This window comes from Nocardia sp. 2TAF39, assembly GCF_052114905.1.
Lineage (GTDB): Bacteria > Actinomycetota > Actinomycetes > Mycobacteriales > Mycobacteriaceae > Nocardia.
On sequence record NZ_JBFRFQ010000035.1, the window covers coordinates 41,525 to 56,222 of the forward strand.

14 protein-coding genes are annotated in these 14,698 nt (G+C 66.9%); 12 read left to right on the forward strand and 2 right to left on the reverse strand.

Going from position 1 to position 14,698, the window contains the following annotated elements; all coding sequences use genetic code 11:
* Positions 1–146: 146 nt before the first annotated feature.
* From murC to AB4Z47_RS20980, 11 genes are all read left to right on the forward strand, one after another.
* Complete coding sequence (gene murC, locus AB4Z47_RS20930) at positions 147–1,586, forward strand: UDP-N-acetylmuramate--L-alanine ligase (RefSeq protein WP_441953021.1); 1,440 nt, start codon at positions 147–149, stop codon at positions 1,584–1,586.
* Positions 1,587–1,673: 87 nt separating this feature from the next.
* Positions 1,674–2,297 carry a cell division protein FtsQ/DivIB gene (locus AB4Z47_RS20935; protein ID WP_441952992.1) on the forward strand — a complete coding sequence of 208 codons (624 nt, stop codon included), beginning with the start codon at positions 1,674–1,676 and terminating at the stop codon, positions 2,295–2,297.
* Between the two features lie 354 nt (positions 2,298–2,651).
* The gene (ftsZ, locus tag AB4Z47_RS20940; protein WP_441952993.1) at positions 2,652–3,884 is read left to right on the forward strand and encodes a cell division protein FtsZ; all 1,233 of its coding nucleotides are present in this window, start codon (positions 2,652–2,654) and stop codon (positions 3,882–3,884) included.
* A gap of 235 nt (positions 3,885–4,119) precedes the next feature.
* Entirely contained in the window at positions 4,120–4,848 is a 729-nt protein-coding gene (gene pgeF, locus AB4Z47_RS20945; RefSeq protein ID WP_441952994.1) for a peptidoglycan editing factor PgeF, read from the forward strand.
* A gap of 76 nt (positions 4,849–4,924) precedes the next feature.
* The gene (locus AB4Z47_RS20950) at positions 4,925–5,686 is read left to right on the forward strand and encodes a YggS family pyridoxal phosphate-dependent enzyme (protein WP_441952995.1); all 762 of its coding nucleotides are present in this window, start codon (positions 4,925–4,927) and stop codon (positions 5,684–5,686) included.
* Positions 5,687–5,874: 188 nt separating this feature from the next.
* Complete coding sequence (locus tag AB4Z47_RS20955) at positions 5,875–6,657, forward strand: cell division protein SepF (RefSeq protein ID WP_441952996.1); 783 nt, start codon at positions 5,875–5,877, stop codon at positions 6,655–6,657.
* Positions 6,658–6,746: 89 nt separating this feature from the next.
* Positions 6,747–7,049, forward strand: coding sequence for a YggT family protein (locus tag AB4Z47_RS20960; protein WP_039797136.1), 303 nt, complete (start codon positions 6,747–6,749; stop codon positions 7,047–7,049).
* Between the two features lie 60 nt (positions 7,050–7,109).
* Positions 7,110–7,958, forward strand: a complete 849-nt coding sequence (wag31, locus tag AB4Z47_RS20965) for a DivIVA-like cell division protein Wag31 (RefSeq protein WP_441952997.1) — start codon at positions 7,110–7,112, stop codon at positions 7,956–7,958.
* 76 nt (positions 7,959–8,034) lie between these two features.
* Positions 8,035–8,235 (forward strand): hypothetical protein, encoded by a 201-nt coding sequence (locus tag AB4Z47_RS20970; protein WP_441952998.1) that lies wholly within the window; start codon positions 8,035–8,037, stop codon positions 8,233–8,235.
* Between the two features lie 270 nt (positions 8,236–8,505).
* Positions 8,506–11,673, forward strand: coding sequence for an isoleucine--tRNA ligase (ileS, locus tag AB4Z47_RS20975; protein WP_441952999.1), 3,168 nt, complete (start codon positions 8,506–8,508; stop codon positions 11,671–11,673).
* Positions 11,674–12,115: 442 nt separating this feature from the next.
* Positions 12,116–12,640, forward strand: a complete 525-nt coding sequence (locus tag AB4Z47_RS20980; RefSeq protein WP_441953000.1) for an NlpC/P60 family protein — start codon at positions 12,116–12,118, stop codon at positions 12,638–12,640.
* A gap of 138 nt (positions 12,641–12,778) precedes the next feature.
* On the opposite strand, the gene AB4Z47_RS20985 is transcribed toward AB4Z47_RS20980, so the two are convergent.
* Both AB4Z47_RS20985 and AB4Z47_RS20990 read right to left on the reverse strand, forming a co-directional pair.
* Positions 12,779–13,174, reverse strand: coding sequence for a hypothetical protein (locus AB4Z47_RS20985; RefSeq protein WP_441953001.1), 396 nt, complete (start codon positions 13,172–13,174; stop codon positions 12,779–12,781).
* Positions 13,175–13,327: 153 nt separating this feature from the next.
* Positions 13,328–14,215, reverse strand: a complete 888-nt coding sequence (locus AB4Z47_RS20990; RefSeq protein ID WP_441953002.1) for a UTP--glucose-1-phosphate uridylyltransferase — start codon at positions 14,213–14,215, stop codon at positions 13,328–13,330.
* Between the two features lie 255 nt (positions 14,216–14,470).
* On the opposite strand from AB4Z47_RS20990, the gene AB4Z47_RS20995 reads away from it, so the two are divergent.
* Complete coding sequence (locus AB4Z47_RS20995; protein ID WP_441953003.1) at positions 14,471–14,635, forward strand: hypothetical protein; 165 nt, start codon at positions 14,471–14,473, stop codon at positions 14,633–14,635.
* Positions 14,636–14,698: the final 63 nt, after the last annotated feature.

Sequence of the window (14,698 nt, forward strand, 5' to 3'; positions counted from 1 at the left end):
GTGAATCATGGGCACAGCGCGCACTCGCGCGCGATGGAGCCGAGCGCCGGCGAGGTGCAGTCGTGAGCGATACCACGGGGAACGGGGTGGGAGCGGAGACCACCACCGAACGTTCCGCTTTGCCACTGGAGCTGGCTCGGGTGCACATGGTGGGTATCGGCGGGGCCGGGATGTCCGGGATCGCCCGTATTCTGCTCGCCCGCGGCGGCGCGGTCTCGGGTTCCGATGCCAAGGAGAGCCGCGGCGTGCTCGCGCTGCGCGCCCGGGGTGCGCAGGTGCGGATCGGCCACGACGCGACCGCGCTCGACCTGCTGCCGGGCGGCCCGACCGCGGTGGTCACCACCTACGCGGCCATCCCGAAGACCAATCCGGAACTGGTGGAGGCGAATCGGCGCGACATCCCGGTGTTGCTGCGCCCGGCTGTGCTCGCCGCGCTGATGCGAGGGCATCGCACGTTGCTCGTCTCTGGCACGCACGGCAAGACCTCGACCACGTCGATGCTGATCGTGTCGTTGCAACACTGCGGGTTCGACCCGTCCTTCGCGGTCGGCGGCGAGCTGAACGAGGCGGGCACCAATGCCCACCACGGCACCGGGGACATCTTCGTGGCCGAGGCCGACGAGAGCGACGGCTCGCTGCTGCAGTACGACCCGGACGTCGCGGTGGTCACCAACATCGAGTCCGATCACCTGGATTTCTTCGGCTCCGACCAGGCCTACGTCCAAGTCTTCGACGACTTCGCCGACCGCCTTGCCCCGGGCGGACTGCTGGTGGTGTGCCTGGACGATCCGGGCTCGCGGGCGCTGGCCGAACGGGTAGGTGCGCGGCTGGCCGCGAAGAACGTCCAGGTGCTCGGCTACGGATCGGGCGATCTCGCCGATGCGCCGGTCGCGGTGGGCGCCCGGTTGCACAGCTGGGAGCCGCGTGACGTCGGGGGCATCGCCCAGTTCCAGCTCGCCGACGAGGCCGCGCCGCGCACTCTGCGGCTGTCGGTGCCGGGCAGGCACATGGCGCTCAATGCGCTCGCCGCCCTGCTCGCGGCCCGTGCCGCCGGTGCTGACATGGGCGAGATCATCCAGGGCCTGGAGGGTTTCGGGGGCGTGCACCGCCGGTTCCAGTTCGCCGGACGGGAGAATGGCGTGCGGGTTTTCGACGACTACGCCCATCACCCGACCGAGGTGCGCGCCGTGCTCGGCGCCGCCGCCGAACTGGTCCAGCAGGAAGCCCGCGACGGCGCCCGGTCCCGGCAGGGGCGGGTGATCGTGGTCTTCCAGCCGCATCTCTACAGCCGCACCGCAACGTTCGCACAGGACTTCGGCACCGCGCTGAGCTTGGCCGACGAGGTCGTCGTGCTCGATGTCTATGGCGCGCGGGAGAAGCCGCTGCCCGGCGTCAACGGCGCACTGGTGGCCCAGGCGGTTACGAAACCGGTGCATTACCAGCCGGATATGTCCCGGGTCGGTCGTCAGGTCGCGGGCCTGGCCCTGCCGGGCGATGTGGTGATCACCATGGGTGCGGGCGATGTGACGATGCTCGGCAGCCAGATCCTCGACGGGCTACGGGCGCGGCCCCAGTACGGACGGTGACCCGGGGTGCGCGGGGTCGGGCGATCCGCGGCTGATCGGTTCGCCGCGGGCGAATGGCGCCGAATTCGATGGTGGGCATTGCTGAGCGTGTGCGTTCTTGCAGCGGTCGGCGTTGTCGTTTGGTTCACGCCGGTGTTCTCGGTGCGCACCGTACGGATCGAGGGCGTGTCCGCGGTGCCCGAACAACAGGTGCGCGATCTGGTCGAAATTCCGTCCGGTCGCTCCATGCTGCGGATAGACACCACCGAGATCGCCCGGCGGGTTGCGGGCATTCCGAGAGTGCACACGGCGCGGGTGCGGCGGGTATTTCCGTCCACGGTCCGGGTGACGGTCGTGGAGCGCGTTCCGGTGTTGTTCTACGGCAGCCCGCAGGGCGCGCATCTACTGGACGCGCAGAGCGTGGAATTCGCGATCGAGGCCGCGCCGATCGGCGTGCCGAAGTTGGTCACCGATCATCCGGGCAGCGACGACCCGGTGACGCGCGCCGCGGTTTCGGTGCTCGCCATTGTGCCCACTGCACTGGGTATCCAGGTGGGTGAGGTTGTCGCACGGTCCATTTCGGATATTTCGCTGAATCTGAAGGACGGTCGCACGGTACTCTGGGGCGGGGCTGATGACGCCGAACGCAAGTCGGCGGTCGTGTTACCGCTGTTGACGCGCCCCGGAACGGTGTTCGATGTTTCGAGTCCGAATCTGGTCACGGTAAAGTGATCCACACCCATTGTGCCCAGGGAATTTTCGGTGGTCCGGGACGAGTTCCGACGCCGAGAAGGGGCCCGGGGGGCAACCGTTCACCATACGACGTGTGGAGCGGCGAGACGAGCGGGATCACACAAGATTCTGACTCTCGTTTCGGCGCGCCTGCGCGCGTATCGCGTCGGCTGCGAATAGCGTTCCGCACCAGTCGGATACTTGACATTACGCTAACCCTATGGTTGAGGTTTAGGGTTTGCCCGAGCCGCGGTTCGCTTCCCTGAAGCGACCCGACCCACGGATCGGGTCGAAAAGGCAGCGTGCCGAGAATCCGGAAACGACAGGCTTTAGATCGAAGGAAGGCGAGAGCCCATGACGCCCCCGCACAACTACCTTGCGGTGATCAAGGTCGTCGGTATCGGCGGCGGCGGTGTGAATGCCGTCAACCGGATGATCGAACAGGGACTCAAAGGTGTCGAGTTCATCGCGGTCAATACCGACGCGCAGGCCCTGCTGATGAGCGATGCCGACGTCAAACTCGACGTCGGCCGCGAGCTCACCCGCGGTCTCGGAGCCGGCGCCGATCCCGAAGTCGGCCGTAAGGCCGCCGAGGACCACAAGGACGAGATCGAAGAGGTGCTCAAGGGCGCCGACATGGTCTTCGTCACTGCGGGCGAGGGCGGTGGCACCGGTACCGGCGGTGCCCCGGTCGTCGCGCAGATCGCGCGCAAGCTCGGAGCGCTGACCATCGGTGTGGTGACGCGGCCGTTCTCGTTCGAGGGCAAGCGGCGCGGCAATCAGGCCGAGGTAGGCATCAACCTGCTGCGTGAGTCCTGCGACACACTCATCGTTATTCCGAACGACCGGCTGCTGCAGCTCGGCGACGCGGCGGTGAGCCTGATGGACGCGTTCCGCTCCGCCGACGAGGTGCTGCTCAACGGTGTTCAGGGCATCACCGACCTGATCACCACCCCCGGCTTGATCAACGTCGACTTCGCCGACGTCAAGAGCGTGATGTCGGGCGCGGGCAGTGCCCTCATGGGCATCGGTTCTTCGCGCGGCGAAGGCCGGTCGGTGAAAGCGGCCGAGGCGGCGATCAACTCGCCGCTACTCGAGGCGTCCATGGACGGCGCGCACGGTGTGCTGCTGTCGATCGCGGGCGGGTCGGATCTGGGCCTGTTCGAGATCAACGAGGCGGCGTCACTGGTGCAGGAGGCCGCGCACATCGAGGCCAACATCATCTTCGGAACGGTGATCGACGACTCGCTCGGCGACGAGGTGCGGGTCACCGTGATCGCCGCGGGCTTCGACGGCGGCGGCCCCGCCCGGCGCACCTTCGACACCACGAGCCGGAGCACCATCGGTTCGGCGCGGTCCGGCGAGATCGGGCAGAGCCGCAGCAGCGAGGTCGCGGCGCGCAGCACCGACACGACGGCGAGCACCAGCAGTCGAGGCGCGGTGCCGAGCTATCGCGACACCGAACGGCCGCGCCCGCTGTCCGAGCCGACGGTCGCGAACAACTCGCGCTCGCACATCCAGCCGCCGGACGCCGACGGCGACGATGACGACGATGTGGACGTGCCGTCGTTCATGCGGAGGGGCTAGCAGGCTGGACAGTGGTTCCGGCGAAAGCCGGACCCGAGCTCGGAGTTATGGTGAGCTCCCGGCCTTTGCCGGGATGCGCGGGGCACCTTGGGTCGGTGTCCTGGGTGGGGCAAGCGATATCGTGAACGTCGGCGCAGGGGGAGTGCGTTTCGTGATCCGAAGACAGTGCGGGGGACCAATCCGGCCCGACGTGGGCATTTCCTCGGCGCTCGCCCAGCGCCACTAGGCTCGTTTCATGACTGTTGCGGCGACTACGACTGTTCGACGGGTCACGACGACCAGGGCGGGGGGCTTCTCGGCGCCGCCGTACGACTCGTTCAACCTAGGCGACCATGTCGGTGACGATCCAGCGGCGGTGCGGCGCAATCGGGATCGGCTGGCCCAAGGGATCGGCCTGACGCCCGACCGCCTGGTGTGGATGGAACAGATCCACGGTCGCAACGTGGAAATCGTCGACGGCCCGAGGCAGCAGCCTGTTCCCGCGACTGATGCCCTGGTCACCACCGTGGCAGGTCTCGCGCTCGTGGTACTCACCGCCGACTGCGTCCCCATTCTGCTGTCCGACGACGAGGCGGGCGTGATCGCGGCGGTGCACGCCGGACGCATCGGCGCCCGCATCGGCATCGTTCCGCGCGTGCTCGACGCCATGGTGTCCGTCGGTGCGCGCCTCGACCGCATCGGCGCCTTCCTCGGGCCTGCCGCCTCCGGCCGCCAGTACGAAGTTCCCGCCGCGATGCGCGACGACGTCGAGGCGCACTTGCCCGGCAGCGCCACCACCACCGTCCGCGGCACCCCCGCGCTCGACCTGCGCGCCGGAATCTCCCGGCAGCTCACCGAGGCCGGGGTCGCCGCGGTCGCCGTCGACCCGCGCTGCACGATCGAGGACCGCACGCTGTTCAGCCATCGTCGTGGAGCCCCGACCGGCCGGATCGGCGGGGTGATTTGGCGGGAGGCCATAGCGTGAGGGAGCGTCAGCGAGTGAGCCGAGAGCCCAGGGCGCAGTCGCGCACGACGGAGCCGAGCATCAGCGAGGTGCCCCGATGAGCGCCGAGGCCGAGACTGCGGTGTCCGACACGCAGGCGGCCAGAACCGCCGAGCTGAAGGCCAACCTGTCGGGTCTGCTCGCGCGGGTCGACGCGGCCTGCGCAGCGGCCGGCCGGGCTCCGGGCTCCGTGCGGCTGCTGCCGGTGACGAAATTCTTCCCCGCCTCCGATGTGGCGATCCTGCATCGGCTCGGTCGACGAGAGTTCGGCGAGTCGCGCGAGCAGGAAGCCACCACCAAGGTGGTGGTATTGCGTGACGAAGGACTCGCCGACATCAGCTGGCACATGATCGGGCGGCTGCAACGGAACAAAGCGAAGGTCGTGGCCCGCTGGGCGCACACCGTCCACTCGGTCGACAGCGAACGTCTGGCAACCGCCCTTGACGCCGGTGCGCGGGCCGCGTTGGACGCCGGGGATCGTACCGGTCCGGTTCGAGTATTGCTCCAGGTGAGCCTGGACGACGACGCCACACGAGGCGGTGTGCCTGCGCACAATCTCGCCGCGCTCGCCGAACAGGTCGCCGCCGCGCCGGGATTGCGGCTGTCCGGTCTGATGGCCATTCCGCCCTTGGGGGCGGAGTCTGATGCGGCATTCGCACGAATTGCGATGTTGCACACTCTGCTACTGGCCGATCATCCGGACGCGACGGAACTTTCCGCGGGAATGTCCGGCGATCTGGAATCGGCGATCGAACACGGTTCGACGGTTGTGCGTGTCGGTACCGCCTTGATGGGCGCTCGGCCGATAACCTCGGCGTAGCAAAGAAACCTCATCAGTCACATTCGACACATATGCTTGGGACTGGCGAGGGGCTGAGCAAGACTTCAACACCCGGCCGCCACCGGGGCCGAAGGAAGGTCGACCAGAATGAGCGAGCGCAGCGAGCGAATAATCGACGCAGCCACCATCGTGGTCATGACGGAGCCGAGCGACAGCGAGGCGCAGTCATGAGCACGCTGCACAAGTTCAAGGCGTACTTCGGCATGGTTCCGCTCGAGGATTACGAAGACGACTACGTCGACGATCGTGCCCCCCGCGGCGCGGACGAGCGCGGCGCGCGCCGGCCGAGGCCCCGTGACTACTCCGACCGGGACGGCTATGCCGATCGTTACGGCGAAGATCGTTACGGAGCAGACCGTTTCGATGACGTCGAATACCCGGAGCCCGCCTACAAGTCGCCGTACAAGGCGGGGTACCCGGTGTCGCGGCGCGACGACTACGTCGACGAGCCCTACGGTGCCGACCGGTACGAGGCGTCGCGACGTCCCACCCGGATCGAGTCCGCCCCGTCGGGCCGGTTCCGTGCGGGCGGGAGCGCGCCGGTGCTACGCGGAGCCACCCGGGGGGCGCTCGCCGTCGACCCCGACGCCGAGGAGCGCAGGCTGGAGGAGCGCGTGCGTCCCGAGCCCGCCCCGGTGCGGCGGCCCGGGATCTTCGAGGACGGAGGCCCCTTGTCCAAGATCACGACGCTGCGCCCGCGCGACTACAGCGAGGCACGGATCATCGGCGAGCGCTTCCGCGAGGGCAACCCGGTGATCATGGACCTGGTCGAGCTGAGCAACGCCGACGCCAAGCGTCTGGTCGACTTCGCCGCGGGCTTGGCGTTTGCTCTGCGTGGCTCCTTCGACAAAGTCGCGACGAAAGTGTTCCTGCTCTCACCGGCCGATGTCGATGTATCGGCCGAAGAACGCCGACGTATCGCCGAGACCGGCTTCTACAACCAGAAATAAGGTCGTGATGTGGGGGGTGAAGCAGACCGGTTGCCCGTGGTTCGGCGCGGTCATTTTGCGCGACGCGATTTTTGCGGCAGAGTGAAGTCGTGGCCTTGTTCGCGGTGCTGTACTTCGTACTGTTCATCTTCTGGCTGTTGCTGATCAGCCGAGTGATCGTCGAGTTCATCCGCAGCTTTGCCCGTGACTGGCGCCCGACCGGTGTCGTGGTCGTCGTGCTGGAGGTGATCTTCACGATCACCGACCCTCCGGTGAAACTTCTGAGGCGATTGATACCTCCGGTGTCACTGGGGGGAATTCGCCTGGATCTGTCGATAATGGTCCTGCTTTTCATCGTGTTCATCTTGATGTCGATCGTGGGCAGGCTCGGGCAACCGGTAGCTCCGGTGTGACAGAATGGGCCGAGACGACAGCTTGCTAGATCTCCAAAAGACGCGTGAAGGGATCCTTCCATGCCGCTGACCCCAGCCGATGTGCACAACGTCGCGTTCAGCAAACCACCGATCGGGAAGCGCGGCTACAACGAGGATGAAGTCGACGCCTTCTTGGATCTCGTGGAGCAGGAGCTCTCGCGTCTGATCGAGGAGAACGCCGATCTGCGCCAGCGGGTCGCCGAATTGGACGCGGAACTGGCCGACGCCAAGAAGAATCGGGGTCCTGGCGCGGTGAACACCGCGAAGCCCCCGGTGCCGCAGGCGCCGCCGCCGGAACCGATCAAGCCCCCGATTCCGGTCGCGCCGCCCGCTCCGATGCAGGCGCCGGTGGCCAAGGACGCGCCGGGCGCGGACGCGAACCTGCAGGCCGCCAAGGTGCTCAGCCTCGCCCAGGAGATGGCGGATCGGCTGACCAGCGACGCCAAGGTCGAGGCGGAGAACCTGCTGTCGAATGCACGGGCGAATTCGGAACGCTTGGTTGGTGACGCCAGAACTCGGTCGGAGGCCATGATCGCTGACGCCCGTCAGAAGTCGGACGCGATGCTGTCGGACGCGCAGTCCCGGTCGGACAGTCAGCTTCGCCAGGCCAAGGAGAAGGCCGACGCGCTGCAGGCCGACGCCGAGCGTAAGCACACCGAGATCATGGCGACCATCACCCAGCAGCGAACCGTGCTGGAGGGCCGGATCGAGCAGCTCAAGACGTTCGAGCGGGAGTACCGGGTGCGCTTGAAGTCGTATCTGGAGTCGCAGCTCGAGGAGCTGGAGAACCGTGGCTCGGCCGTCCCGGTCGACGGCGGCGAGGCATTCGCCGACGCCAATACGGCGAACAACCTCGCGCCCGCCTCCTTTGCCAAGGGTGGCAAGTAGCGCGCCTCGCTCCGAGCGCAGCAGTTCATACCATTAGAGGAACTGTCGAGCCGCCTGGCATGCCTTGGGGGTCATCATGCTCGTCTTGACGCTCGTCCTTGCCGCGATCGGCTTCGCCCTGCTCGTGGCCGCGCTCACCACCGGATCGGTGCTCTGGGCGTGGGGATGCATCGTGGTGTGCGTCACCGGTGCTGTTCTGCTGCTGGTGAGCGCCCTGTCTATGCGGAGGCCGGATGGTGAATCCACGCCGCCTCCTGGTCGTCATGCCAAACGGTAACCTGCTCTGCCAACGGGGTTGACCGCTCTGGCTAGAATCAAACATGAATACGGCGTCGATCCGGCCATCACCGGGGAGCCTTCGGAAGAACAGCGGTACGGCCCTCGGGTCGGGCGCTCAGTAGAACCGAACGGGTGAGCCCGTCACAGCTCCCAATGAGAGGTCCGGCGCGTCCTGTGCCGGGCAAGCGGGGTGGTACCGCGGTTTCGGCGCACCGGGCGCTGTCATCGTCCCCGTGCCAACGACACGGCACGAGGAGACGCATCCGCGATGGCGGACCACACTTCCAGCACCAGCGCGTACCCGCGGGTCGACCTCGGCGTCGGCAACGGGACGTCGTTCCCCGAGATGGAGCGCCGTGTGCTCGACGCATGGGCGGCCGCCGACACCTTCCGCACAAGCATCGAAAACCGTTCCGGCGCATCGGAGTTCGTCTTCTACGACGGTCCGCCCTTTGCCAACGGTCTGCCGCATTACGGCCATTTGCTCACCGGGTATGTGAAGGACCTCGTCCCGCGTTTCCAGACAATGCGCGGCAAGCGGGTCGATCGCCGATTCGGCTGGGACTGCCACGGATTGCCGGCGGAAATCGAAGCGGAAAAGCAGCTCGGTATCACGGACAAATCACAGATCGACGCAATGGGGCTCGCGGAATTCAACGCGGCCTGTAAATCGTCGGTGCTGCGCTACACCGGGGAATGGCGCGACTACGTGACGCGCCAAGCCCGCTGGGTCGACTTCGACAACGACTACAAGACGCTGGATACCGACTTCATGGAGTCGGTGATGTGGGCGTTCAAGTCGCTCTACGACAAAGGCCTGATCTATCAGGGCTTCCGGGTGCTCCCTTACAGCTGGTACGAGCAGACGCCGTTGTCGAATCAGGAGACCCGGCTCGATGACGCGTACAAGATGCGTCAGGACCCTGCGGTCACCGTCGACATGGTGCTGCACGTGCCCGCCGACAACCCGCTGCGAGAACTCGACGGTGCCAACGCGCTGATCTGGACGACCACGCCGTGGACGCTGCCCTCGAACCTGGCTATCGCGGTGCACCCCGACATCCGATATGTGCACCTGCGCGCGGCCGACGGCAAGCGCTATCTGTTGGCCGCCGAGCGGGTCTCGCACTACGCGCGGGAATTCGGCGAGTACCCCGAGGTGCTCGGCGAGTACGACGGCGCGGCGCTGGCCGACCTGTCCTACACTCCGCCGTTCGAGTTCTTCCTCGGCCACCCGCACGCGCACCGTGTGCTCACTGCCGACTACGTGACCACCGATTCCGGCACCGGAATCGTGCATCTCGCGCCGGCCTTCGGTGAGGAGGACATGGACGTCGCCGCGGCCAACGGAATCGAACTGGTGCAGCCGTTGGATCCGGGCGGCAAGTTCACCTCGATGGTGCCGCCGTACGAGGGTCTGATGGTGTTCGACGCCAACCCGGTGATCATCAAGGACCTCAAGGCCGCGGGAAAGCTGCTGCGGCACGAGACTGTCGAGCACTCCTACCCGCACAGCTGGCGCTCCGGTCAGCCGTTGATCTATATGGCGGTGCCGTCCTGGTTCGTCGCGGTGACTACCTTCCGTGACCGGATGGTCGAGCTGAACAAGCAGATCACCTGGGTGCCCGAGCACATGAGGGATGGTCAGTTCGGTAAGTGGCTCGAAGGCGCGCGGGACTGGAACATCAGCCGCAACCGCTACTGGGGCAGCCCGATCCCGGTATGGCTCTCCGACGACCCGGCCTATCCGCGCGTCGACGTATACGGCTCTCTCGACGAGCTGGAGCGTGACTTCGGTGTGCGCCCGGCTGATCTGCATCGGCCGATGATCGACGAGCTCACCCGGCCGAACCCCGACGACCCGACCGGCAAGTCGACCATGCGCCGGGTACCGGAGGTGCTGGATTGCTGGTTCGAGTCCGGCTCGATGCCATTCGCCCAAGTGCACTATCCGTTCGAGAACAACGACTGGTTCGACACCCACTTCCCGGGCGACTTCATCGTCGAATACAACGGGCAGACCAGGGGCTGGTTCTACAACCTGCACGTGCTCTCCACCGCCCTGTTCGATAGCCCGTCCTTCAAAACCGTTGTCGCCCATGGCATCGTGCTCGGCGACGATGGACTGAAGATGAGCAAGTCCAAGGGCAACTACCCGGACGTGAACCAGGTGTTCGACCGGGATGGCTCCGACGCCATGCGCTGGTTCCTGATGAGCTCGCCGATCTTGCGTGGCGGCAACCTCATCGTCACCGAGCGCGGCATCCGCGAAGGCGTCGGCCACGCGCTGCGGCCGCTGTGGAACACGTGGACCTTCCTGCAGCTGTACGCGTCGAAGCCCGGTTCGTGGCGAACGGACTCGACCAATGTGCTGGACCGCTACATCCTGGCGAAGCTTGCGCAGACCAGGGATGTGATGACCGAGGCGTTGGAGGTCTACGACATCGCCGGCGCCTGCGAGGAGTTGCGTTCGTTCGCCGACGCGCTGACCAACTGGTATGTGCGCCGGTCGCGTTCGAGGTTCTGGAGCGAGGACCGCGACGCGGTGGACACCCTGCACACGGTGCTGGAGGTGGTCACCCGGCTGGCCGCGCCGCTGCTGCCGTTGCTCACCGAGGTCATCTGGCGCGGCCTGACCGGCGGTGACTCGGTGCATCTGGCTGACTGGCCTGCGGGAGCGGAGCCTGCGGAGCGACCCGAAAAGGCAGCGGGTGTGCTTCCTCATGATCCGGAACTGGTCGCCGCGATGGACGAGGTGCGCGTGGTGTGCTCGACGGTGCTGAGCCTGCGCAAGGCACAGAACCTGCGGGTGCGGCTGCCGCTGGCCGAGGTCACCATCGCCGCGGCCGACGCCGAGCGGTTGGCGCCGTTCGCGGACATCATCGCCGACGAGGTCAACGTCAAGAAGGTGGATCTGACCACCGACGTGGACGTGCACGGCCGCTTCGAGTTGGTGGTCAACGCCCGCGCCGCGGGTCCGCGCCTCGGCAAGGACGTGCAGACGGTGATCAAGGCGGTCAAGGCAGGGGAGTGGTCCGAGGACGCCGACGGTGTGGTCACCGCGGCCGGAATCACCCTGCTGCCAGAGGAATACACCCAGCGCCTGGTCGCGGCCGAGCCCGAGTCCACCTCGGCACTGCCCGGCAACGCGGGTCTGGTGGTGCTGAACTCGGTGGTCACCGAGGAGCTGGAGGCCGAGGGCTGGGCCCGCGACCTGATCCGAGACCTGCAGGAGACCAGGAAGTCCTCCGGCCTGGATGTCTCCGACCGCATCACCGTGGTTCTCGACGTCCCCACCGCGCGGGCGGCGTGGGCCGAAACCCACCGCGATCTGATCGCGGGCGAGATCCTCGCCACCACGGTGATATTCGGCGACGCCGGCCCTGACGCCGCCGATCTCGTCGGTGGCGTGCGGGCGAAGGTCACCAAGGCCTGACGGCCGAGGGCGAACCCGGTCGGGGCGGAACCGAAAGGTCCCGCCCCGAGCTGTTTGAACGGTCCGTCCTATTTGTAGTCGCTCTTCCTCGAGCCGGATGAGGTACACGCGCGGAGGAGGTGCTGTCGACGGCCGTCCAGATGTCCGGTCGGCGGGTCGGGGCGCACCTGAAGATGTGATTTAGATCACATGCTGAGAATTTGCTGATCCTGGGGTTTAGCGCATGGGTGCGCGGCATAATCGCCATGTTGCTGCTGTTACTCGGGTGAACTCCTGGGGCGGCAGTGCCTGTTCGCGGAGTTGTCCTACCTGAATGCGCTGCGCCGGGCTCGTATTCGCCGGGCGCGGTGACTACGGCTCCAGAGCGATCACCCTGGTGCCGTGCGTTAGCCGGGGCCGTCGGACGGCGGCCCGTCAGCAAGGCCGACGGAAGGGCGAGCACGTGACAAGGAAATTGCTGCGCCGCGTTGTACTCGGATTCTTGGTATCGACCCTCGCGACATTCGTCCTCGCCGGACCGGTCTGGTCTGACACCGGCAGTGCCTCCGGCAGCGGGCCGGGCGGCGGATCCGGCTCGGGATCCGGCAGTGCCAGCGGCTCGGCCGCGCTGCCGATACCCAGCTATTACGGCCTCGGCGCGCTGGCTGCGGCCCTGACACAGATCGGAAAGCCCTACCAATGGGGCGGCACGGGGCCGTTCGCCTGGGACTGCTCAGGCCTGGTCCAGTGGGCGTATCGGCAGGTCGGGGTCAGCCTGCCGCGCACAACCTGGCAGCAGGCGAAAGTGGGTGTGGCGGTCCCACGCAGCGCCCTCTCGCTCGGCGATGTGGTGGTGCTGAACAGCGACGGCTCGCACGTCGGCATCTATGCGGGCCGCGGCCAAGTGCTCAACGCGTACGACTGGGGAGTGCCGGTCGGCTTCACCCCGCTCGAGCAGTTCGACATCTACGCCATCCGTCGCTTCTGAGCACACCGTGGGGCGGAACACGATGTCGCTCAGCGGAAGTCGGCGTTATCCGGACCGAGTGCTCGTTGGCTGGCACGAGAACGACCCGGACCTGCCACAGGTGTGGATCCGGGCCGTATGCGTGGCACCGCATGCGGCTCAGTCGAACTGGATGACCCCCTGGCAGCCGCTGCCCGCGCTCCCGGACCACGGGGGCGATACCACCTGGAACGGAAGTGGCCCCGGCTGGTTCACGCCGAGGTCCACTCGGGTCACTGTCCAGTAGAAGGTGTCCGGCAGCGGCAGCTGGACGTCCTTGTCCGGGATCGCCAGCGCCGCCCCGGTTGTCGGGTTGCCCGCGGTCACCACGTCGAGGATGACGCGCGTTCGCGCCTTCGCCTGGATGACGGTCTTGCTGCAGTTGCCGTTGGTGAAGCCCAGCTGCACTGTTTGCTGCTCGGCCRCTGCGGGGCCCGCGGCGGCCGCGATCAGGGCTATTGCGGCTCCGCCGATCAGGGCCAGGTGACGCATGCAACGACTCGGAATCATGCTCACGAACGCACCTCTCTGCTCGAACAGGAACGTGGAGAAACAGCGAGCTCGGGATCGGCGACGAGAAGCAATTCGTGGTGTGACAAGCGTCACCGATCGCAATCGGCGACAGCATAGCCACACGCTATGGGATATGGCAGAGGGTGCGGGTGTCTATCACTTGCCGAGGTCCTCGGCGAGCGTGCGCAGCAGCGGTCCGTACTGCGGATGCGCCAGCGCCGAGGCGAATTGTGCGACCAAGTAGTCTGCCGGGTTACCGGTGTCGTACCAGCGGCCACGGATCACCTGGCCGAACACCGGGTTGCCCGCGGCGTGCACATTGATCGCGTCGGTCAGGTACACCTCGCCGGTCCGGTGCTCATACCACGCCTCGGTCTGGATGCGCAGTTCCTCGATGATGCCGGGCGTCACTACATAGCCGCCGATCGCGGCGAAATCCGACGGCGCATCCTCCGGCTTCGGCTTCTCCCGCAGTCCGGTGATGCGCAGCAAGCCGCTGCCGTGGTCGTCGGCCACCACCGGAACGCCGTAGCGCTGGGATTCGGCGGGGTCCATCGGCATCAGCGCGAGCACCGGGGCTCCTGTGGCCTCGTAGGCGTCGATGAGCTGCTGGGCGCGCGGCACCTCGGCGACGAACACGTCGTCCGGCCACAGCACTAGCATCGGCTCGTCGCCGAGATTGCGGGCGGCGTTGAGCACCGGGGTGCCGTTGCCGTACGGGCCGTGCTGGTCGAGATAGGTGATGTGGCCGAGCCGGGACAGCTCACCGACCTCCTCGACCGCGTCGGCGAAGGCGGTCTTTCCGTCCGCGCGCAGCTGGGCCACCAGTGCCGGGTTGGGGCGGAAGTGGTCCTGGATCAACGATTTTCCGCCGCTGACCACGATGGTGATGTCGGTGATGCCCGAGGCGACCAGCTCGCGGACCGTGTGCTCGATCACCGGCTGGTCGCCGACCGGCAGCATCTCTTTGGGGATGGCCTTGGTCAGCGGGAGCAGCCGGGAGCCGATACCGGCGGCCGGGATGACGGCCTTACGGATCTTCATAGGTCCGATCATCACATACCGCGGCGCGTCACAAGCTCAGTCCCTGCGGTTCGTCGGCGGTTCATCGATACTGATCAGTACATCGTGAGGTGTTTCAAAAGAGCAGATCAGGGCCATTTCATCGAGGAAGGTGGCGGGCAGCCGGCACGCCAGGGCATGCGTGGTTCCCACAGGGAACCAGCAGCTAGCGCACAGTCATCGGACAGCGTCGCCACCTGTCGGGATCTGTCGGTGGCCGGGCGTACATTGTTCGCCGTGAGCACCGACAAGGCGACCGTCGCCGGGATCGTCGAGGAAGGCCGGCGCGGCGACGACGAGCTGGTCGGCCTGATCGCGGACGCCATGTCGGTCGGGCGGCGCACCGGCATGTCGCGTCGCCGGATTCCCGGATCCGGACAACGTGCGGCGAAACCCCGGTGAGCGGGCAGCATCCGCCGGTGCTCGCCGACGCGGACATCGCGGCGCGGCGGTGGGTTCTGCACA

Bases quoted from the DNA above. Each gene is read 5' to 3' on its own strand.
- murC (WP_441953021.1), top strand. From the start codon at position 147: ATGGTGGGTATCGGCGGGGCCGGGATGTCCGGGATCGCCCGTATTCTG.
- ftsZ (WP_441952993.1), top strand. From the start codon at position 2,652: ATGACGCCCCCGCACAACTACCTTGCGGTGATCAAGGTCGTCGGTATC.
- pgeF (WP_441952994.1), top strand. From the start codon at position 4,120: ATGACTGTTGCGGCGACTACGACTGTTCGACGGGTCACGACGACCAGG.
- AB4Z47_RS20950 (WP_441952995.1), top strand. From the start codon at position 4,925: ATGAGCGCCGAGGCCGAGACTGCGGTGTCCGACACGCAGGCGGCCAGA.
- AB4Z47_RS20955 (WP_441952996.1), top strand. From the start codon at position 5,875: ATGAGCACGCTGCACAAGTTCAAGGCGTACTTCGGCATGGTTCCGCTC.
- wag31 (WP_441952997.1), top strand. From the start codon at position 7,110: ATGCCGCTGACCCCAGCCGATGTGCACAACGTCGCGTTCAGCAAACCA.
- AB4Z47_RS20970 (WP_441952998.1), top strand. From the start codon at position 8,035: ATGCTCGTCTTGACGCTCGTCCTTGCCGCGATCGGCTTCGCCCTGCTC.
- ileS (WP_441952999.1), top strand. From the start codon at position 8,506: ATGGCGGACCACACTTCCAGCACCAGCGCGTACCCGCGGGTCGACCTC.
- AB4Z47_RS20990 (WP_441953002.1), bottom strand. From the start codon at position 14,215: ATGAAGATCCGTAAGGCCGTCATCCCGGCCGCCGGTATCGGCTCCCGG.